General features: G+C 69.8%; 14 protein-coding genes and 1 pseudogene. 4 read left to right on the top strand and 11 right to left on the bottom strand.

Translation table 11 applies throughout. The features are described 5' to 3' along the window. Nucleotides 1-34: 34 nt before the first annotated feature. The gene (locus C2868_RS15900; protein ID WP_374935790.1) at nucleotides 35-742 is read right to left on the bottom strand and encodes a YitT family protein; all 708 of its coding nucleotides are present in this window, start codon (nucleotides 740-742) and stop codon (nucleotides 35-37) included. 172 nt (nucleotides 743-914) lie between these two features. Here C2868_RS15900 and C2868_RS15895 point away from each other — a divergent pair, with 172 nt between their 5' ends. The 3 genes from C2868_RS15895 to C2868_RS15885 all read left to right on the top strand — a co-directional run bounded on the left by C2868_RS15895 (nucleotide 915) and on the right by C2868_RS15885 (nucleotide 2,934). Continuing rightward, complete coding sequence (locus C2868_RS15895) at nucleotides 915-1,322, top strand: transferase (RefSeq protein WP_103663546.1); 408 nt, start codon at nucleotides 915-917, stop codon at nucleotides 1,320-1,322. A gap of 258 nt (nucleotides 1,323-1,580) precedes the next feature. After that, nucleotides 1,581-2,180, top strand: a complete 600-nt coding sequence (locus C2868_RS15890) for a LysR family substrate-binding domain-containing protein (protein ID WP_258034471.1) — start codon at nucleotides 1,581-1,583, stop codon at nucleotides 2,178-2,180. A 28-nt stretch (nucleotides 2,181-2,208) separates the two neighbouring features. Further along, on the top strand, nucleotides 2,209-2,934 hold the full coding sequence (locus C2868_RS15885; protein WP_100809868.1) for a GMP synthase: 726 nt from the start codon (nucleotides 2,209-2,211) through the stop codon (nucleotides 2,932-2,934). 3 nt (nucleotides 2,935-2,937) lie between these two features. Here C2868_RS15885 and C2868_RS15880 read toward each other — a convergent pair whose 3' ends face one another. The 10 genes from C2868_RS15880 to C2868_RS17520 all read right to left on the bottom strand — a co-directional run bounded on the left by C2868_RS15880 (nucleotide 2,938) and on the right by C2868_RS17520 (nucleotide 18,248). Next, nucleotides 2,938-3,762 (bottom strand): tryptophan-rich sensory protein, encoded by an 825-nt coding sequence (locus tag C2868_RS15880; protein ID WP_100809867.1) that lies wholly within the window; start codon nucleotides 3,760-3,762, stop codon nucleotides 2,938-2,940. A gap of 128 nt (nucleotides 3,763-3,890) precedes the next feature. Continuing rightward, a complete protein-coding gene (gene treZ, locus C2868_RS15875; protein WP_100809866.1) occupies nucleotides 3,891-5,648 on the bottom strand; it encodes a malto-oligosyltrehalose trehalohydrolase in 1,758 nt (585 codons plus the stop codon). Continuing rightward, nucleotides 5,645-6,313 carry a TetR/AcrR family transcriptional regulator gene (locus C2868_RS15870; protein ID WP_100809865.1) on the bottom strand — a complete coding sequence of 223 codons (669 nt, stop codon included), beginning with the start codon at nucleotides 6,311-6,313 and terminating at the stop codon, nucleotides 5,645-5,647. Before C2868_RS15870 ends, treZ begins: the two co-directional genes overlap by 4 nt. A 4-nt stretch (nucleotides 6,314-6,317) precedes the next feature. After that, a complete protein-coding gene (atzF, locus tag C2868_RS15865; RefSeq protein WP_181003489.1) occupies nucleotides 6,318-8,006 on the bottom strand; it encodes an allophanate hydrolase in 1,689 nt (562 codons plus the stop codon). Further along, entirely contained in the window at nucleotides 8,003-11,599 is a 3,597-nt protein-coding gene (uca, locus tag C2868_RS15860; protein ID WP_103663545.1) for an urea carboxylase, read from the bottom strand. The genes atzF and uca overlap by 4 nt, the downstream gene beginning before the upstream one ends. Before the next feature lie 8 nt (nucleotides 11,600-11,607). Next, entirely contained in the window at nucleotides 11,608-12,327 is a 720-nt protein-coding gene (locus tag C2868_RS15855) for an urea amidolyase associated protein UAAP2 (protein WP_103663544.1), read from the bottom strand. A 13-nt stretch (nucleotides 12,328-12,340) separates the two neighbouring features. Then, entirely contained in the window at nucleotides 12,341-13,207 is an 867-nt protein-coding gene (locus C2868_RS15850; RefSeq protein WP_258034465.1) for an urea amidolyase associated protein UAAP1, read from the bottom strand. 227 nt (nucleotides 13,208-13,434) lie between these two features. After that, a complete protein-coding gene (treY, locus tag C2868_RS15845; RefSeq protein ID WP_103663542.1) occupies nucleotides 13,435-15,813 on the bottom strand; it encodes a malto-oligosyltrehalose synthase in 2,379 nt (792 codons plus the stop codon). Further along, nucleotides 15,810-18,020, bottom strand: a complete 2,211-nt coding sequence (gene glgX / locus C2868_RS15840; protein ID WP_103663541.1) for a glycogen debranching protein GlgX — start codon at nucleotides 18,018-18,020, stop codon at nucleotides 15,810-15,812. The genes treY and glgX overlap by 4 nt, the downstream gene beginning before the upstream one ends. Nucleotides 18,021-18,089: 69 nt before the next feature. After that, the gene (locus C2868_RS17520) at nucleotides 18,090-18,248 is read right to left on the bottom strand and encodes a hypothetical protein (protein WP_157813864.1); all 159 of its coding nucleotides are present in this window, start codon (nucleotides 18,246-18,248) and stop codon (nucleotides 18,090-18,092) included. A 187-nt stretch (nucleotides 18,249-18,435) separates the two neighbouring features. Between C2868_RS17520 and C2868_RS15830 the strand changes: the two are divergent. Next, nucleotides 18,436-18,735, top strand: a pseudogene (locus C2868_RS15830) (hypothetical protein); the annotation flags it as partial. Between the last annotated feature and the right edge of the window lie 34 nt (nucleotides 18,736-18,769).

Here is an 18,769-nt window from a genome sequence, read left to right as displayed (position 1 = left end):
TCAGCGACCGGGCGGACACGCCGATTGAGCACCATCAGTGCCCGACGTAGCGCCCCGGCCGGTGGTTGAGCGCCAGCACCAGGCTCAGCAACACGGCCCCGGCGGCCGACAACAGCACGAGTTGCCACGGCACGACCCAGAGGGCCGCGACGATGATCGTCACGTCGAAGACCATCTGCACCCACCCGGCCCGGAAACCCCAGCGCTCCTGGACGATCAGGGCGATGATCGTGATGCCGCCGAGACTCGCGCGGTGACGGAAGAGAATCAGGAGTGCGATCCCGATGAGCAGATTGCCCGCGAAGGTGCCGTAGACGGGATCGATCTGCCGGATCGGGAACGCAGCGTTGTGAAGCACCGAGAACGCCGAGACGAGGCCGATCGAGACGACCGTCCGCACCGTGAAGTCGATCCCTTTCTTCCAGAGCGCGAGCACCGCGAAGGGCAGATTGACGATCGCGAAGAGGGCCCAGAACGGTAGTGCGGTGGCGTAGTCGAGCAGCAGGGCCACGCCCGCGGTCCCGCCGGTGACGGCTCCGCTCGCCTGCAGGAGGTGGAGCCCGAGCGAGGCGGTGAACGCTCCCGTCAGCAGCCCGAGGATGTCTTCGGGCACGGTGTGCGCCATGCTCTGCACACCGAAGACCGGGTCGGCGATCTCGTCTGCGGACGGTGCGGCGACGGGACCGGTGGCGGGCCCGGTGGCGGGGCGCGGCTCGGATGAGCCGTCGGGGGCGTGAGTCACGTGTCCTCTCGGATGATTCCGGACGGTGCGGGGCGATCCCTCGTCCATCCTGTCAAACGAATCCGGCGGGTCCGCGTGAAGTAGTTCTGGAATGACCCATCCGGAATACCCATGCCTACGAATGAGTTACAACCGGTGACTTCGGCTTCATTTACCGCCGTAGGAGGGAATCGTGGGCAAGAACTACGTGGACATCGAACGCGACAGTGGAGAGACTCTCCGCTACCGCAAGCACGTCAATGGTCGTGGACTGATCGCGCACGGCGCGAAGGTGCATGCGAGCGCGCTGATCGAGGCTGGCGCCTATGTCGAACCGGGCGCGCAGGTCGCGGCCGGAGCGCGTGTGCTGCGCGGAGCATGGATCGAGTCGGATGCCGTGATCGGCCCCGACGCCGTGATCGAAGAGCACGCGCACGTGGGTACGGGCGCCGCAGTCGGTTCCGGCGCACGCATCGGCGTTCGCGCGACCGTCGGCGAGCGGGCACGGGTGGCGGTCGGCGCCAAGATTCGCGACGACGAAATCGTCGCCGACGGCCAGATCGTGGCTACCGACAAGCGCGGACTGCGCTTGGCGGCGTAAGCACTCACAAGCGCGGATTGCGCTTGGCGGCGTAAGCACTCACAAGCGCGGATTGCGCTTGGCGGCGTAAGCACTCACAAGCGCGGATTGCGCTCGGCGGCGTGGCTCCCGGACTACGCTGGCCGGATGGCGAAGGGTGGTGGGGCCCCCAGACGACCGGGGCGTCCCCGGCGTCAGCCGTCAGCCCGCCCCCCTGCGTCGGCCAGGGCCACACGCCCGAAGTCTTCCCCGCCGCCTGAACCACCGGCGGGCCCCGTCCTGGTCGGCCCGCTTCGACTCGGCGTGTTCCCGGGAGCATCGCCGGGGATCTGGGTCGACCGTTGGCGGGACCGTCTGCCCGATGTGCCCCTGGAGCTCATCCCCACCGAGGCGGCCGACCAAGAACGCGCGCTGCGTGCCGGGGAGGTCGACGCTGCGCTCGTCCGGCTTCCCGTTGATCGCGGCGGGCTGCACGTGATCCCGCTCTACGAAGAGACGACGGTCGTGGCGTTCGGCTCCGACTCGTCGCTCGCGGCCGCGGAGGAGTTGACGTTCGACGACCTCGCGGGCGAGATCCTGTTCGTTCCGACGGACGACGTCCTCGGCCCCCTGGAGGTCCCGGGAGTCGTGGCGGCACGCGGACCGCGTCCGCAGACGACGGCCGAAGCGCTCGAGACGGTGGCCGCGGGGGTCGGGATCGTGATCCTTCCGCTGTCGCTCGTGCGGATGCACCGCCGCCGCGACGTCGCACACCGACCCCTCGTGGGCGCCCCGGCATCCGCCGTCGCCCTCGCGTGGCTCGCCGAGCGCACGAGTCCCGAGATCGAGGCGCTCGTCGGCATCGTCCGGGGCCGCACGACCCGCTCGTCGCGGGGATGACCGCGCGCGCCGATTACACTCGGGCAACATGACGCTGCTCTACCTGTGCGCGCGACCTCAGGCGGGTGCCGCCGAGGGCGAATACCGTTCGTTCCGCGAGGCCGCGCACCTCGACGAGGAGCGCCTCCACGCCCACGATCTGGTGCGCGAGCCGTTGCCCGCCGATGCACTCGAGAAATACGCCGGGTTCGTGGTCGGGGGCAGCCCGTTCAACGTCGCGGACCCGACGAGCACCAAGACCGACGTCCAGATCCGCCTCGAGGCGGATCTGGAGAGCATCGCGGATGCCGCAGCATCCGGTCGCACGTCGGCCCTGTTCACCTGCTACGGCATCGGCATCGTGACCCGCATGCTCGGTGGCGAGGTCACCCGCGCCCACCCCGAAGACACCGGACCCGCGACGATAACCCTCACCGACACCGCGGCGCAGGACCCGCTCTTCGGGTCGCTTCCCCCGCGCTTCTCTGCCCTCACGGCTCACAAAGAAGGCGCCGCGACGCCTCCCCCGGGTGCCGAGCTGCTCGCCACGAACGACGTCTGCCCGGTGCAGGCGTATCGCGTCGGCGACACGCTCTACGCGACCCAGTTCCATCCGGAGCCGACGGGTCGCGCGTTCACCGAACGGATGGCCGTCTACCGCAACGACGGGTACTTCGACGCCCGCGCGTTCGACGAGATCGCCGCTCGCGTGCTCGGTGCATCGATCACCGAGCCCACGCGCATCGTCCGCGCTTTCGCGGCGCGCCTGGTCTGAGAGTCAGTCGCCCGCCGGGCGCAGGCTCCGCAGTCCCGCGATCGCGAGCGGAGTGCCCAAGACGACGACAGCCGCCACGATCGCCGCAATGCCGATCGCCTCGCTCCGCGGCTGGTCGGCGAGCCGCCCGACCGCGATCCAGACAAGCCCCCACCCGAGCGCGAGTCCGGGCGCGACGCGCCATCCGCTCGCCCAGGCGATCGCGAGCCCGATGAGCGCGACGACGACGATCACGGCGATGCCCCACGCCTGCGCGTGATCCGCCCACTCGGTCGGTCCGATGGCGGTCAACCAGGCGGCGACGTTCGCGACGGATGCGACGGCGACCCACCCCAGGTGCAGACCCGTCACCCCGTCGATCAGCAGCGAGTCGACGACCCCGCCGCGGGGCATCCGTGTCGCCACCGCGCGCTGGAACGTGATGCAGAGCGCGGCGAGCAGCACGAAGATCGCCAGAGTGGTTCCCCACAGCGTGAACATCTGCACCGTGACGATCCACAGTCCGTTCAACACCATGCTCAATGCGATCCACCACCCCGTCGCACGCTGGCGTGCCGCGGCGCGCTGTGTCGGCAGAGCCTGCCAGACCGTGTAGGCCGCGAGGCCGACGTAGATGACCGACCAGATCGAGAACGCGGGCGTGGCCGGCGCGAGCAGGGTCGCGTCCGCGGCGAGCGCACCTCCCTGAGCTTCGGCGATCGGCGTGCCTCCGAACACACCGACACCCACCATCGCCGCGATGAGCATGAATACGAGGGCCGAGATCACGACGATCTGGCGCACGAGGTCGAGGCTCCTCGCCTCGTTCGGCCGTCCGGGAATGGTCATCTCCTCAGCCTATGGGGACGACCACGGCGAGGCGAGGCGTTGACAACTCAGTCTGCGCGACCCCGCAGCCAGGGCCACCCCGCGAGATTCTCGGGAACACGGTCGACGCGACTCGAGGCACCCGTGCCTCAGCGCAGCGGGCCCACGACGACCGCGGCCTCGGGCGGCACGACGGCCTCCCCATCCACGAGTAGGGCCGCGGCGTCCGTCGTCAGCACGATCACGCGGCCGGGAGCGACATCCCACGACACGGCCTCGTCCGTGAGGTTGACGAGCACCGAGAGGTCGCCGCGGCCCAGCGCGAAGGCGCGGGCGCCGACCCCGCCCGACGCTCCCCCGCCCGCGGCACTCTCGGCAGAGGCCGCGCGCAGCGCCGCGAACGACGGGTCCGTGAGCTCGGGCCACGCGCGGCGCAACGCCCCGAGGTCGCGATAGAGCTGCAGCAGGCGCGCGTGATCACCCTCGGATGTCTCAGCCCAGTCGAGCTTCGAACGCTCGAACGTCGCGGGGTCCTGCGGGTTGGGCACGACGGACTCGTCCCAGCCCATGCGGGTGAACTCCTCGAGCCGCCCCTTCGCGGTAGCCTCGCCGAGCTCGGGCTCGGGGTGCGAGGTGAAGAACTGCCACGGGGTCGAGGCGCCCCACTCCTCACCCATGAAGAGCATCGGCGTTCCGGGCGCGGTCAGGGTGAGCACCGCGGTGACGGCGAGACGCCCATACGACAGTGACTGCGAGAGCCGGTCGCCGGCGGCGCGGTTTCCGATCTGGTCGTGGTCTTGAGCGAACGTCACGAGACGCCACGTCGGCACCTCGGTCGGAATCGGGAAGCCGTGCTCCCGCTCGCGGAACGACGAGTACGTGCCGTTGTGGAAGAACCCCTCGGTCCAGACCTTCGGCAGCGCGTCCAGCGCACCGAAGTCCTCGTAGTAGCCGACGGTCTCACCGGTCACGGCGACGTGCACGGCATGGTGCCAGTCGTCGCTCCACTGCGCCGTGAGACCGTAGCCTCCCGCCTCTCGGGGCAGGATCAGCTTGGGGTCGTTCAGGTCGGACTCGGCGATCAGCGTCAGCGGCCGGCCGAGGTGGGCCGACAGGGCATCGGATGCCTCGGCCAGCTCTCGCAGGATGTGCGTGTCGCTGTTGTCGAGCAGCGCGTGCACGGCATCGAGGCGCAGCCCGTCGACGTGGTGGTCGCGCAGCCACATCAGCGCGTTGTCGACGATGTAGGAGCGTACGGCCGGCTCGTCGAGGTTGATGGAGTCGCCCCAGGTGTTGCGCTCGCCCGAGCGCAGGTACGGGCCGAACTCGGGCAGGTAGTTGCCACTCGGACCGAGGTGGTTGTAGACGACGTCCTGGATCACCGCGAGCCCCGCCGCGTGTGCAGCGTCGACGAACCGCTGATAGGCACGCGGGCCGCCGTACGCCTCGTGCACGGTGTACCAGAGCACCCCGTCGTAGCCCCAGTTGTGCACGCCGTTGAAACCGTTCACGGGGAGCAGCTCGATGTGCGTCACGCCGAGGCCGACCAGGTGGGGGAATCGCTCGATCGCGGCGTCGAGGGTGCCCTCGGGCGTGAACGTACCGATATGCAACTCGTAGATGATCCCGCCGGCCAGCTGACGTCCTGTCCAGTCCGCGTCGGTCCACGCGAAGTCGGTCAGATCGATGTGTGCGGATGGCTCGTGCACGCCCCGAGGCTGGCGCTTCGAGCGCGGGTCGGGCCGGAGCGCCCCGCCGTCGAGGACGAAGCCGTACTCCTCGCCGTCGTCAAGCCTCACATCGCTCGACCACCAGCCGTCCGCGCCGCGTTCGAGGTCGATCTCGCTCGCATCACCCCGCCGCAGTCGGACCTGACGCGCTTTCGGTGCCCACACCTCGATGCTCATGGGTCCAGCCTGTCATCACGGTCCGCGTCGAACACACCCTTGACGCCCCTCGCTTCCGTCACTACCGACGGACGGCCGCTGTCTTCCACAAGGCGCAGGCAGGCCGCCGCGATCCGGTCGGGCAGGTCCGCGGGCACCGCGCCCTCCTGGCGGAATCGCACGACCACGTCGACCAGCTGGATGCAGCAGGTACCGAGGAACTGGGCGTCGGCGCCCGGGCTGATCCGCGTCGCGAGCTCGCCATAGATGCCGATGAGCTCGTCCCGAGCAGCACGGAACGGCGCGAAGGCGTCCCCCGCGATCTCGGGCGAGAGGTACATCGTTCCGATATTGTGCGGCTCCGCGAGCAGGGTCTCGACGTCCGCCCGCACCAAGGAGGCGAGGGCCCGCCGCGCGTCCGGCTCCGAGAGATACTCCGCCGCCCGGTCGAGGGTGGGACGGATGGATGCCTGCAGCAGCTCGAGCAGGATCTCTTCCTTGCCTGCGAAGTAGTAGTACATGCTCGCCTGCCGCATGCCGGCGCGCTCCGCGATCCGTCGCGTGCTGGTCGCCGCGTACCCCCGCTCGGCGAACAGCGATGCGGCCGCGTCGACGAGCTGTTGACGGGACTCGACGCCGGGCTCGCCGGGCTGGAGGCGCGGACGGCCTGGCATCGACCTCGTCATCCCTCTATTCTGCGCTCTGATCCCGCGCGAGATAGGCAAGCCATCCGCCGTACCCGCTGATGTCCGGCGCGTCCTCGAACACGACCGGCTCAGCGAGGAATCCCGCCACCGCGGTGCCGTCCTCGAGCGCGACCCGGCCGATCGTCATGGGCTGGGGCAGGGACGCGACGAACGCACCGAAGCCGTGCGCCGGAAGTGTCCAGACCTCACCCTCGATCGCGTACCCCTCACGCTCGACCCGGCGAAGCCCCGGCTTGGGGGGCACGGTCGGCAGCGCGTGCAGGCGATAGGACTGCGACGTGCGCACCCGGCGCGAGAATCGTCCGCCCGCGGCGATCAGCTGGTGGCCCAGCGGCTGACCCGTGAGATGAGCGCCCACGACCAGGATGTCGATCTGGGCATCCCCGATCCGTCGCGCCAGCTCGGCCAGGCGGCGGTCGCTGAAGGCGGGCGCCGTCAGCATGACGCCGAACGGGAACCCGCCGACCGTTCCCGCGGGGACCGCGAGCGAGGCGTAGTCGAGGAGGTTGGCGAAATTCGTGTAGCGACCCATGCGCGCGTTGGCGCCGATCGGGTCGGCGGCGACCTCGGCGAGCGTCGGATGCCAGGTCGTCGTGGGGGTCAGGAGCGCGTCGGTCCCCTCGAGCAGCCGGGCTCCCGCAAGGCCCAGGCGGCGCAGGCGTTCGCGGTCCCGGAAGGCGTCGATGGCGGTGAACCGCTCGCCGCCTCCGACGATCGTCGCGACCGTCGGGTCGATTTCGCCACCGATGAGTTCCGCGTTCTGGCGGATGAAGTCGCCCACCGCGGCGGTCCGCTCGGCGACGAAGGCCCCGCCGTACAGCAATGCCGCCGCATCGAGCAGCGGGGCGATGTCGACCTCGACGACGTCGACCCCCGACGCCGCGAGTCGCTCGACGACGCCCTGGAACGCCTCGGCCCAGCCCGGCGCGAGCCCCTCGAGGTGCTCGACGGTCGGGATCGCGACGCGCGGCGCGGCCCCCAGTCCCGGCCCGGGCTCCGCGACCCGCACGAGCGGATCGATCCCGTCCGCACCCTCCATCGTCTCGGCCGCGAGACGACCCAGACCGAGGTCGCGGGCGAACACCGTGACCACGTCGATCGACCAGCACGCCGGCACGACGCCGGTCGTCGGGACGAGTCCGACGCTCGGCTTGATCCCGTAGATGCCGTTCAGGGCCGCGGGGACCCGGCCGGACCCGGCGGTGTCGGTGCCCAGGGCGATGTCGACGAAACTCAACGCGACGGCGACCGCGGATCCCGAGCTGGAGCCACCCGAGATGCGGTCGGGCTGCCACGCGTTGCGGACGGCGCCGTAAGGGCTGCGCGTGCCGACGAGGCCCGTCGCGAACTGATCGAGGTTGGTCTTGCCGAGCACGATCGCACCCGCGGCCCGCAGCCGGGCCACGGATGGCGCGTCCGCCTCGGGCGCGTACGCGAACGCGGGGCATCCGGCGGTTGTCGAGAGTCCGGCGACGTCGATGTTGTCCTTGACCGCGACGAGCACGCCCGCGAGCGGGAGGCGCTCGCCCGCGGCGACCCGCGCGTCGAGCGCGCGCGCCTCGGCGAGCACATCGGACTCGTCGCGCAGGGCGATCCACACCTCGGGGCGGTCGGCAGAAGCCATCCGCTCGTACGCCTGCTGGACCTTTTCGACCGCGCTCACGACACTCATGACGAAACCTCCACTGCTGCGAGAACCTGACCGGCGGCGACACGCTCGCCGGGTGAGACATAGACGGCGGCGACACGACCCGCCGCCGGGGACAGGACGGGCGATTCCATCTTCATCGCCTCGAGGACGACGAGCCGGTCGTCGACCTCGACCTGCGACCCCTGCTCCACGTCGACGCGCCACACGCTCGCCGCGAACGGAGCCGTCACGGCCTCGCACCCCTCGGGCACGACGATGTCGGCGGCCGGGGCGGGAGGTGCGTCGTAGGTGCGCTCGAACTCGCCCGAAGCGCGCCACGCATCCTTCTCGGCCGAGAACGCGGCCTGCTGGGTCGTTCGGAACGCCCGGATCGATTCGGCCTCCGCCGCCAGGAACTCCTCGTACTCGGCGAGCGCGAAGCGGCCCTCTTCGGTGCGGAAGTCACCGCGCCCGGCGTCCACGTCTGCGCGCAGGTCGAGCAGTTCCTCGGCCGACACCGGGTACCACTTGATGCGGTCGAAGGGCCGCAGCGCCCAGGGGTTCTCATCGAACAGCGCGCCTCGACGAAAGCGATTCCAGATCTGCACCGTGCGGCCGACGAACTGGTACCCGCCGGGACCCTCCATGCCGTAGATGCACATGTACGCCCCGCCGATTCCGACCGAGTTCTCGGCCGTCCACGTGCGGGCGGGGTTGTATTTCGTCGTCACCAGGCGGTGCCGGGGGTCGACGGGGGTCGCGACCGGCGCGCCCAGGTACACGTCGCCGAGCCCGAGCACGAGGTAATCGGCCTCGAAAACGATGCGCTTCACCTCGTCGGTGCTGTCGAGCCCGTTCACGCGGCGGATGAACTCGATGTTCGACGGCGTCCACGGGGCGTCATCGCGAACGCTCGACATGTACCGGTCGATCGCGAGTTTCGTGGCCGGGTCGTCCCATGACAGCGGCAGGTGCACGATGCGCGAGGGCACCGTGAGTTCGCGCGACGCGGGGAGCGCCTCTTCGATCCGCTGCAGCTCGGCGAGCAGCTCCGAGGCGCGCAGGATGCGGGGATCGGTCTGGATCTGCAGCGAACGGATGCCGGGGGTGACATCCCGCACGCCATCGATTCCGCGCGCGAGCACGGCCTCTTCGAGAGCGTGCACCCGCATGCGCAGGCCGAGATCGAGCACGTTGTCGCCGTACTCGACCAGGATGTTGGCGTCGCCGTCACGCCGGTAAGTCACGGTGGGGGCGAGCATCTCGTCGCCCGCGGTGATCGCTTCGCGTCGGGCGAGGATGCCGTCGTCTCCGTCTCCGCCGCCAGAACCGGCCGTCGCGGTGAGCGGCGCCGCGAACACGAGCGCGTCTTCTTCTCGGATCGCGGCGAAGCGGACGGTGTCGCCGGGGCGCAGCTGCCCGACCTTCCAGAACTCGCCGCTGGCGACGACGGCGGGGCAGACGAATCCGCCGAGGCTCGGGCCATCGAGCCCGAGGATGATCGGGGTGTCGCCCGTGAAGTCGAGCGCACCGACGGCGTAGGGGGTGTCGTGGATGTTGGACGGGTGCAGGCCCGCCTCTCCCCCGTCCTCGCGGGCCCACTGCGGCTTCGGCCCCCGCAGCCGTACGCCGGTGCGGGCGGATTGCACATCGACCTCGTAGACCGCGCGGTAGAGCTCGTCGATGTCGTCGCGGGTGAAGAACTCGGGTGCGGCGTGCGGCCCCTCGAGCACCCCGATCACCCATTCGTGTGTCAGGCGGGGACGCCGCTCGATCGGAGTCGCCGCGGGTGCGGCGGTCCCCTCGAGCGCCCCCGGTCGCAGAACATCCCCGGCGATCAGCGCGCGACCGCCGTGTCCCCCGAACCCGCCGAGCGTGAACGTCGATGCGCTGCCGAGATAGGTCGGCACATCGAACCCTCCACGCACGGCGAGGTAGGCGCGCATGCCGAGGGTCGTCGCGCCCACCGCGACAACGCCGCCGGCCGGAACCTCGAACGGCTCCCACGACCCGACGATGCGGCCATCGACCGTCACGGGAGCCTCGGCGCCCGTCACGCACACGACGGCCGGGGCCGAGAAGCGCAGGCGCGGGCCCGACATCGTGATCTCGAGCGCCGGGGCATCGGCATCGTTCCCCACGGCGAGGTTCGCCTCGCGGAACGACACCGGATCCATGGGCCCCGAGGGCGGCACGCCCACGTTCCAGAGCCCGATACGACCGGGCAGATCCTGCACCGTCGTCATCAGCCCCGGGGCCAGGACATCGATACGCGGGCGCGGGTCATCCGGGTCGCCGAGGGTGCCCGTGTCATGTGCCACGGCGCGCACGACGGGATCGTGACACAGCGCCTCGAGCATCCCGATCCCCGTGACGATGCCGTCGATGCGGGTTTCGGCGAGCGCGTCGCCCAACAGGTCGAGCGCGGCGTCACGGTCAGCGGCGGACGCGATGACCTTGGCGAGCATGGGGTCGTAGTCGGGCGTGACCTCGAGCCCGGTCTCGATCCACGCGTCGACGCGGATGCCGTCGCCCCGGGGGAACGACGCATTCGTCACGAGTCCGGGCGAGGGCGCGAACCCCCGTGCGGGGTCTTCGGCGTAGACGCGGGCCTCGAAAGCGTGGCCGCTCGGAACGTGCTCGGTCTCGAAGACCGCATCGTCGAGCGCGCTCGCGCCGCCGCGCCCGAGCGCCAGCATGAGCGCGACGAGATCGATGCCGAACACGGCCTCGGTGACGGGATGCTCGACCTGCAGGCGCGTGTTGACCTCGAGGAAGGCCGCCTCTTCGCCCACCGGGTCGTAGATGAACTCCACCGTGCCCGCGGACCGATAGCCCACGGATGCCGCGAGCCGACGCGCGGCGTCGTGCATCTGTCGCCGGACGGAATCGGGGAGGTGCGGTGCCGGGGCCTCCTCGATCACCTTCTGGTTGCGTCGCTGCAGCGAGCAGTCGCGGTCGCCGAAGACCGCGACCCGGCCCTCGCCGTCGCCGAAGACCTGCACCTCGACGTGACGCGCGTGCGTGACCAGGCGCTCGAGGAACACCCCGCCCGCCCCGAAGCTGCGCGCGGCCATGGCGGCGACCGCCGCGTACCCCTCGCGCACCTCGTCGGCGGTCGAACAGACGCGCATCCCGATCCCCCCGCCGCCGCCGGTCGCCTTGAGCATGACGGGCAGTCCGACGCGCTCGGCTTCTGAGACCGCCTCCTCGGCGGAAGACAGCAACCCCGTGCCCGCGAGCATCGGCACGCCCGCGGCCTCGGCGTACTCGCGGGCCGTGTGCTTGAGCCCGAACGTCTGGATCTGCTCGGGCGTCGGGCCGATCCAGGCGAGCCCCGCCGCCTCGACCGCGCGGGCCGCCTCGAAATTCTCGGACAGAAAGCCGTAGCCCGGGTGGATGGCACCCGCGCCGTGCTCGATCGCCGCGGCGATGATCGCGTCGCCGCGCAGGTACGACTCGGCGGCAGGCGCGGGGCCCAGGCGCACGGCGACGTCGGCCTCGCGCACGTGCGGGGCGGCGCGGTCCGCGTCCGAGTAGACGGCGACGGTGCGCAGCCCGAGTTCTCTCGCGGAACGGATGATGCGGCGTGCGATCTCGCCGCGGTTCGCGACGAGCAGGGTGTCGAAGGACATCGGAGGCCTCAGGGCTGCGTGGCGGGCTGGGTGACGGGCTGCCTGGCGGGCTGAGTGACAATGGCGCGCAGCGGGGTGACGTTGAAGTCGTTGCAGGGGTTGTTCATCTGCGGGCAGTTCGAGATCACGACGATGACGTTCTTCTCGGCCCGGCAGGCCACGCGTCTGCCGGGAGCAGACATCCCGTCGACGATCCCGAGCGCCCCGTCGGCCTCGACCGGGACGTTCATGAACCAGTTCAGGTTCGACACCAGATCTCGCGCACCGAGCCCCCACTTCTCGCCCTCGAACAGGAAATTCTCGCGACACGCGTGCTGGTAGGCGGTGTGGTGGCCGTAGCGCAGCGTGTTCGACTCCTTGCTGCACGCACCCCCGATCGTGTCCTGGCGCTCGATCTCGTTGCCGACCACCGTCATGAGAGGCTCTCCGAGGTTCGAGCGCAGCACCGTGCCCACGTCGACGTAGGCGTTGCCCTGCCAGGCGAGGGTGTCGGGCACGCTGTAGCGCTCGGAGGTGTCGCCGAGGGCGAAGATCAGGCAGTCGCCGGACTGGTTGCCACCGACGTCCACGAGCGTGAACACCTCGCCCGCCCGCACGATGGCGGACCAGGATGCGCGGGGCGCGATGACGTCGTCGACGACGTTCGTGCCCGGGACGAAGGCCTCGGACCAGTCGAGCGGGCTGCCCTCGGCGTAGACGGGACGCGGGGGGACGGTCGTGTGAACCATGACGCTGCTTCCTTCAGAGTCCGGCGAGGGCCGCGTAGGCGATCGAGTTGCGGTAGGCGCGCTGCCGCTCGGGGGTGGCGTCGACGTGGGCATCGCCCTCGCGGCTCGCGCGCTCGCTCCACGCGTGCACGCGCAGGGGCGCGACGACGTAGTCGGGGCGCGGGTCGCGCGGGTGCGGCGCGTTCGCGATCAGGACGATGAGCGGCAGCTCCGCGAGCAGGTCGACGTGCGTCCCGGCACCGGCGGATCCGCGCCAATCCAGCGCTCCGTCCTGGAGTACCCGCACGCCCTGGAAGAACGACACGGCCGGGGGGATGTCGCGGCGATCGAGGCCGTGCTTCGATCCCGCCATGCGGAGCAGGGCGTGGCCCGACGGGGTCGGGCCCTCGGGCGTCGCGTCGCCGTACTTCTGCACGTTCCACGCGTCGCCGGACGCCCCGCAGAACGCGTCGTGATGACCCGAGGTGTCTTCGAGGATCGTCGCGAGCACACGTCCGTCACCCGAGAGCAGCGGATGGTGCGCGCCGAGGTAGGCCTGCCACGGGATCTTTTGCGTGTCGGCGACGTTCAGCCGCTCCCCCGCGTTCACGGCATTGAAGATCACGACGCTCGCCGAGGCATCCCCCTCGGGATCCTCCAGACGAATGCGCGTGCCCCGCGCCACACGCAGGTGCGTGTAGCCGCCCGGGGCCACGGTCTCGGACCACAGCAGCGCCGCCCGGTCGACCCCCTCCGGCGGGTTGGGGGTCCCGCTCGCGGGAACGTAGGGCATCCAGCGCGACTGCGTCTCGCGTGCCCGCGCATCCGCGCGCGCCTGCCCGACGCTGCCGAGGGCCTCAGCGCGGCCCATGTTGTCGAGCGTCGAGTCGTCGAGGGGCATGTCGGCTCCGGTTTCTGTCAACTGACAGAAATTGCACCAGACGAACGTTTCCCCCATGTTTCAAGACGCCGCAAACCGCGACCCCATGCATCCGGAACCCCACTCGCCCGCGATCCTGCCTCGTCCGCGATCCCCGTGAGAGGACGCAACATGCCGTGTCGCGGCGACACCACGCGGCATGTTGCGTCCTCTCGAGCACGGGAGGAGCCGCTCAAGCGACCCGCGACTTACTGCGGCGCGAGGAGCGCGACCGGATAGGTCGCGAACAGAACCGCGAGCGGAACCTCGCCGCCCTCGTAACGTCGCCCGGTCAGCAGGTCGACCGCGGGGACAGCGGGGCGCAGCAGAACCGTGTCCCGCCATCCCCCGAGCGCCTCGAGGCCCACGGGCAGGCGGGTCGCCACCGTCTGGACACCGCCGCGATCGTAGGCGATCGCGTGGTGGGCAGCCGACCCGATGACCGTGAGGGGTGTGTAGCGCGTGAAGAGCTCGGCCCGATGGCGCCGCGTGCGGAGTGCGCGCGAGGTCACGAGCAGCTTGGCGGCACCGGAGGCATCCACGGCCGGCAACTCCCCCGCGTCGAATGCCGAATCGATCCTGGCGAGCATCTCGGCGCGCGCGGCGAAGTCGACGGCACGGCGGTTGTCGGGGTCGACCAGGCTCATCTCCCACAGTTCCGACCCCTGGTAGACATCGGGAACACCCGGCGCGGTCAGCTGCAGCAGCTTCGCCGAGAGCGAATTCGACCACCCGTACGGCGCGATCTCGGCGACGAGCGTCTCCAGGATCGCGGATGCCTCGGCGTGGTCGAACGCGGCGTCCACCAGCTCGTGCATCCGGACCTCGAAGGCCTCGTCCTGATCCCACCATCCGGTCGATTCGGCGGCCTCCCGCGCCGCCTTCTCCGCATAGGCGTGCAGGCGCTCACGCGAAGCCGGCCACGCCCCCACGATCGCCTGCCAGAGGAGGTTGTCGAACCCGCCGTGTCCGGTCGAGGCAATGGCGCGGAGCGCCGTGAGCGAATCGAGCCAGCGGGCGGGAAGCTCCGAGAGCACCGACAGGCGTGCGCGGACGTCCTCGCCGCGCTTCGTGTCGTGGGTCGAGAGGGTCGTCATCGCGCGCGGCCAGGATGCCTCGCGCACGGCCTGCGCCGCGTGGAACCCGCGCACATCGACAGCGAACTCGGACGGGTCGGCACCCACCTCGGTCAGGGTGCCCAGGCGCGAGGCGCGGTAGAAGGCGGTGTCCTCGACGCCCTTCGCCATGACGGGGCCGGTCGTCTGCTGGAACCGACGCGCCACCTCGAGCGAGGCATCCGCCAGCTGCGGCACGATGCTGTCGAAGGCCCCGGCCAGGTCGGGGCGGTGACTCATCGCCAGCTCCGCCGCGGCGTCGAGCGCCTCGCGTCCGGCGGGAAGGTACGAGCGATACACGGGGAAGCAGGCGAGCAATTCGGCGATCGCGTCCGCGGCACCCGAGACGGGCTCGTCGAGCAGGCGCACGAGGCGCGCGACCTCGGCACCCTGGATCGTGTCGGCGATGGTGCGCTTGGTGTCGTGGATGAGGTCGTCCCACGATGCCTGCGGCGCGAGCCCGTCGTCAGCACGCACGGCGGCGTCGATCGCGTCGAGCGCGTCCTCACCCGCCGGGTCGATCAGCACGCGATCGATCACGGCGAGCGCGTCGTATCCGGTCGTGCCATCCGTCCGCCACCAGCTGGGCAGCGTCTCGCCGTGCTCGAGGATCTTCTCGACCAGAACGTATGCGCCCCCGGTCGCCTCGGCGAGCCGGTCGAGGTAGGCGCCCGGATCGAGCAGGCCATCGGGGTGGTCGACGCGGATGCCGTCGACCAGGCCGTCGTCGACCCAGCGCAGGATCTCGGCGTGCGCCTCGTCGAACACCCACGGAATCTCGACCCGGACGCCCGCGAGGGTCGTCACGGCGAAGAAGCGCCGGTAGTTCAGTTCGGCGGCCTCGCGGCGCCAGAACATCAACTCGTAGTGTTGGCGGTCGACGATCGCCCGCACGACCTCGGGGTTCTCGAGGTCGTCGCGCTCGTCGCCGTGGACCGAGTCCGGCGCGAGCGGCAAGACGTTGTCGTAATAGTGCAGGGTGCCGTGCGGAGCCTGGTGCGTCTGCGCGAGCTCGATGCGGATCTCGCCGGCGTCGATGATGTCGCCCAGCTCTCCACCCAGCACCGGGACGCGCACGCGCCCCCCGCCGAACTCCCAGTCCACGTCGAACGCCTCGGCGTACCGGGAGCCGCGCCCGTGGGTGAGCAGGTCCCACCACCACGGGTTCTGCGCCGGAACCGAGACGCCCATGTGGTTCGGCACCGTGTCGACGAGGATCCCGAGGCCCGCATCACGAGCGGATGCGACGAACCGGTCGAGTCCCTCCGCCCCACCCCGTGCGGGGTCGACGAGGCTCGGGTCGACGACGTCGTAACCGTGGTCGGAGCCCTCGGTCGCCTTCAGCAGCGGCGACAGGTACGCCCAGTCCGCACCGAGATCACGGAGATATCGCGTGATGGATGCCGCCGCATGCAGGTCGAAAGAGGGGCGGATCTGCAACCGATAGGTCGAGACGGGACGGCGTGTCGTCACGGGAGCTCCGACCGGATCGGATCACCCGACGTCTCGTCGACCTGACTCTGCGCCAGGACGGACAGCGACGCGGCGACGGAGTGGTCGGTTTCCGGCTCGGGGACGGTGTGGGCACGCAACACGACGAGGGACGTCGCCGCGAGACTCACGACGCCGCCGGGCTCGGCCGGCTCGCTGTCGGCGAGCTCTCCCGCCGTGTCGACGATGATGTCCCACTTCGGCGAGTAGGCCACGTCCGGGATGTGGAAGTCGACGACCTCGTCGCCCGCGTTGAAGAGGATCAGGAAGTGCTTGTCGACGATGGGCTCGCCCCGCCGGTCCCGCTCGCGGATACCGCCACCGTTGAGGAACACCCCGATCGCGCGCCCGAAGCCCGAGTCCCAGTCCTCGGGCTGCATGGCGGATCCGTCGGGACGCAGCCACACGATGTCCGGAATCGGCGCGCCCTCGTGCATCTTCACCGGGCGACCGTCGAAGAAGCGTGACCGGCGGAACGTCGGGTGGTCTTTCCGCAGCCGCGCGACCGCGGCCGTGAATTCGAGCAGCGGGTGATCGACGGCGCTCCAGTCGACCCACGTCAGTTCGTTGTCCTGCGCGTACCCGTTGTTGTTGCCCTGTTGCGTCCGGCCCAGTTCGTCGCCGTGCAGGAGCATCGGTACGCCCTGCGAGAGCAGCAGGGTCGCGATGAAGTTGCGCTGCTGGCGAGCACGCAGGGTGAGGACCTCGGGGTCATCCGTCGGCCCCTCGATACCGAAGTTGAACGATCGGTTGTGCGACTCCCCGTCGTTGTTGTCTTCGCCGTTGGCCTCGTTGTGCTTGTCGTTGTAACTCACGAGGTCGCGCAGGGTGAATCCGTCGTGCGCCGTGACGAAGTTGATGGATGCGACGGGTCGGCGCCCCGAGTGCTCGTACAGGTCGGCCGACCCCGTGAGACGCGAGGCGAACTCGCCGAGCGCCTGCGGCTCGCCCCGCCAGAAGTCGCGCACCGTGTCGCGGTACTTGCCGTTCCACTCGGTCCACTGGGGCGGGAAGTTGCCCACCTGGTACCCGCCCGGTCCGATGTCCCACGGCTCGGCGATGAGCTTGACCTGCGAGACCACGGGGTCCTGCTGAACGAGCTCGAAGAAGGTCGACAGGCGATCCACCTCGTAGAACTCACGAGCGAGCGTCGAGGCGAGATCGAACCGGAAGCCGTCGACGTGCATCTCGAGCACCCAGTACCGCAGCGAGTCCATGATGAGCTGCAGGGTGTGCGGATTGCCGACGTTCATGCTGTTGCCGGTGCCCGTGTAGTCGGTGTAGTACCGCTTGTCGTCGTCTTCGAGCCGGTAGTACGCGGCATTGTCGATGCCACGCATCGACAGCGTCGGACCCAGGTGGTTGCCCTCGGCGGTGTGGTTGTAGACGACGTCGAGGATGACCTCGATGCCCGCGGCGTGGAGCGAGCGCACCATGCCCTTGAACTCCTGCACCTGCTGTCCCAGATCGCCCTGGGATGCATACGTGTTCTGCGGGGCGAGGAAGGCGATGGTGTTGTATCCCCAATAGTTCGACAGGCCCTTCTCTTCGAGCGTGCTGTCGTTGACGAATTGATGCACCGGCATGAGCTCGATCGCCGTGACGCCGAGCTTGACGAGGTGATCGATCATGGCCGGGTGGCCGATGGCACTGTAGGTGCCGCGGATCTCGTCGGGGATGCCGGGGTGCAGCATCGTCAGGCCCTTGACGTGGCCCTCGTAGATGAACGACGACGCGTACGGGGTCCGGGGCTGTCGGTCGCCCGCCCAGTCGAAGAAGGGGTTGATGACGACGCCCATCATCATGTCGGCCGCCGAATCCTCGTCATTGCGCGAATCGGGATCGCCGAAGTTGTAGCCGAAGACGGCCTGCCCCCAGTTCACCTGGCCGGCGACGGCCTTGGCGTAGGGGTCCAGGAGCAGCTTGTTGGGGTTGAAGCGGTGCCCCTCGGCGACATCATCGGGCCCGTGGACCCGATATCCGTAGCGCTGCCCCGGCCCCACCTGCGGCAGGTACGCGTGCCAGACGAAGGCGTCGACATCGATCAGGTCGACTTGTGTCTCGGTCCCGTCTTCCTCGAAGAGACAGAGTTGAACGCGTTCGGCCGCCTCACTGAACAGCGCGAAGTTGGTGCCGTTCCCGTCGTATGTCGCACCGAGTGGATATGTCGAGCCAGGCCAAGTCTGCACCGGCACAGACTACCGACCGCGGCTGTCAGCCCGTGGTGGCTTGCGCTTCGGGAACGGGTGCCCTATGAGCTAGAAGCGAAGGTCGATGGCCGGATCCCACGCACGAGCGTGAGGCCCGCGCGGCAGGAGCTCGCCCTCGACGATCTCGTACTCGACGCCCCCGTCGAAGAACTCGCGCGGCAGGCTCGTCGGAGATCGATTCGCACCCGTCGGATTCTCGCCGGTCATGCCGCACCCCTGATTCTCCGCGCCCCTGGCTTCGCTCGCACCGCTCTGCATCGACACCCGCTGTTCTGCATCGATACCCACTGTGCGGCAGTCCACGCGTCCGCGTAACCCGATTGACTTAGCGACGAGACACGCGTACGGGACGAAACCCGTCGGCGCACCCGCAGTCTGCGATTAGTCTGAACGTGTGGGCACTATCTACTACGGCGGCGACGCATCTGCCATCGACATCGAGGACCGCGCGCTGGCGCACCTGAAGGTCGTCATCGCAACAAAGCTCCGCCGCGGTGAGAGCTTCACGCTCACCTGGCGACACCCGGAAGGTCAGCCGCGGGGGCGCAGCACGGTGTGGCTGAGCCCGTCGATCCCGTTGCGTTTCGTCTTCGACGACCCAGAACCCGCCGTGCTGAGCCGCGAATGGATGGAAGAACTCGCTCAGTCCGCCAACTCGTCCGGCGGGATCATGCTCGTCGCCGAGCATTTCGACGTCGACGCGTCGGAGAACGAGACGACGATCGAGG

The sequence above is a fragment of the Microbacterium sp. CJ77 genome, from assembly GCF_002911615.1.
GTDB lineage: Bacteria > Actinomycetota > Actinomycetes > Actinomycetales > Microbacteriaceae > Microbacterium.
This window is presented reverse-complemented; position numbering and strand designations above follow the sequence as displayed.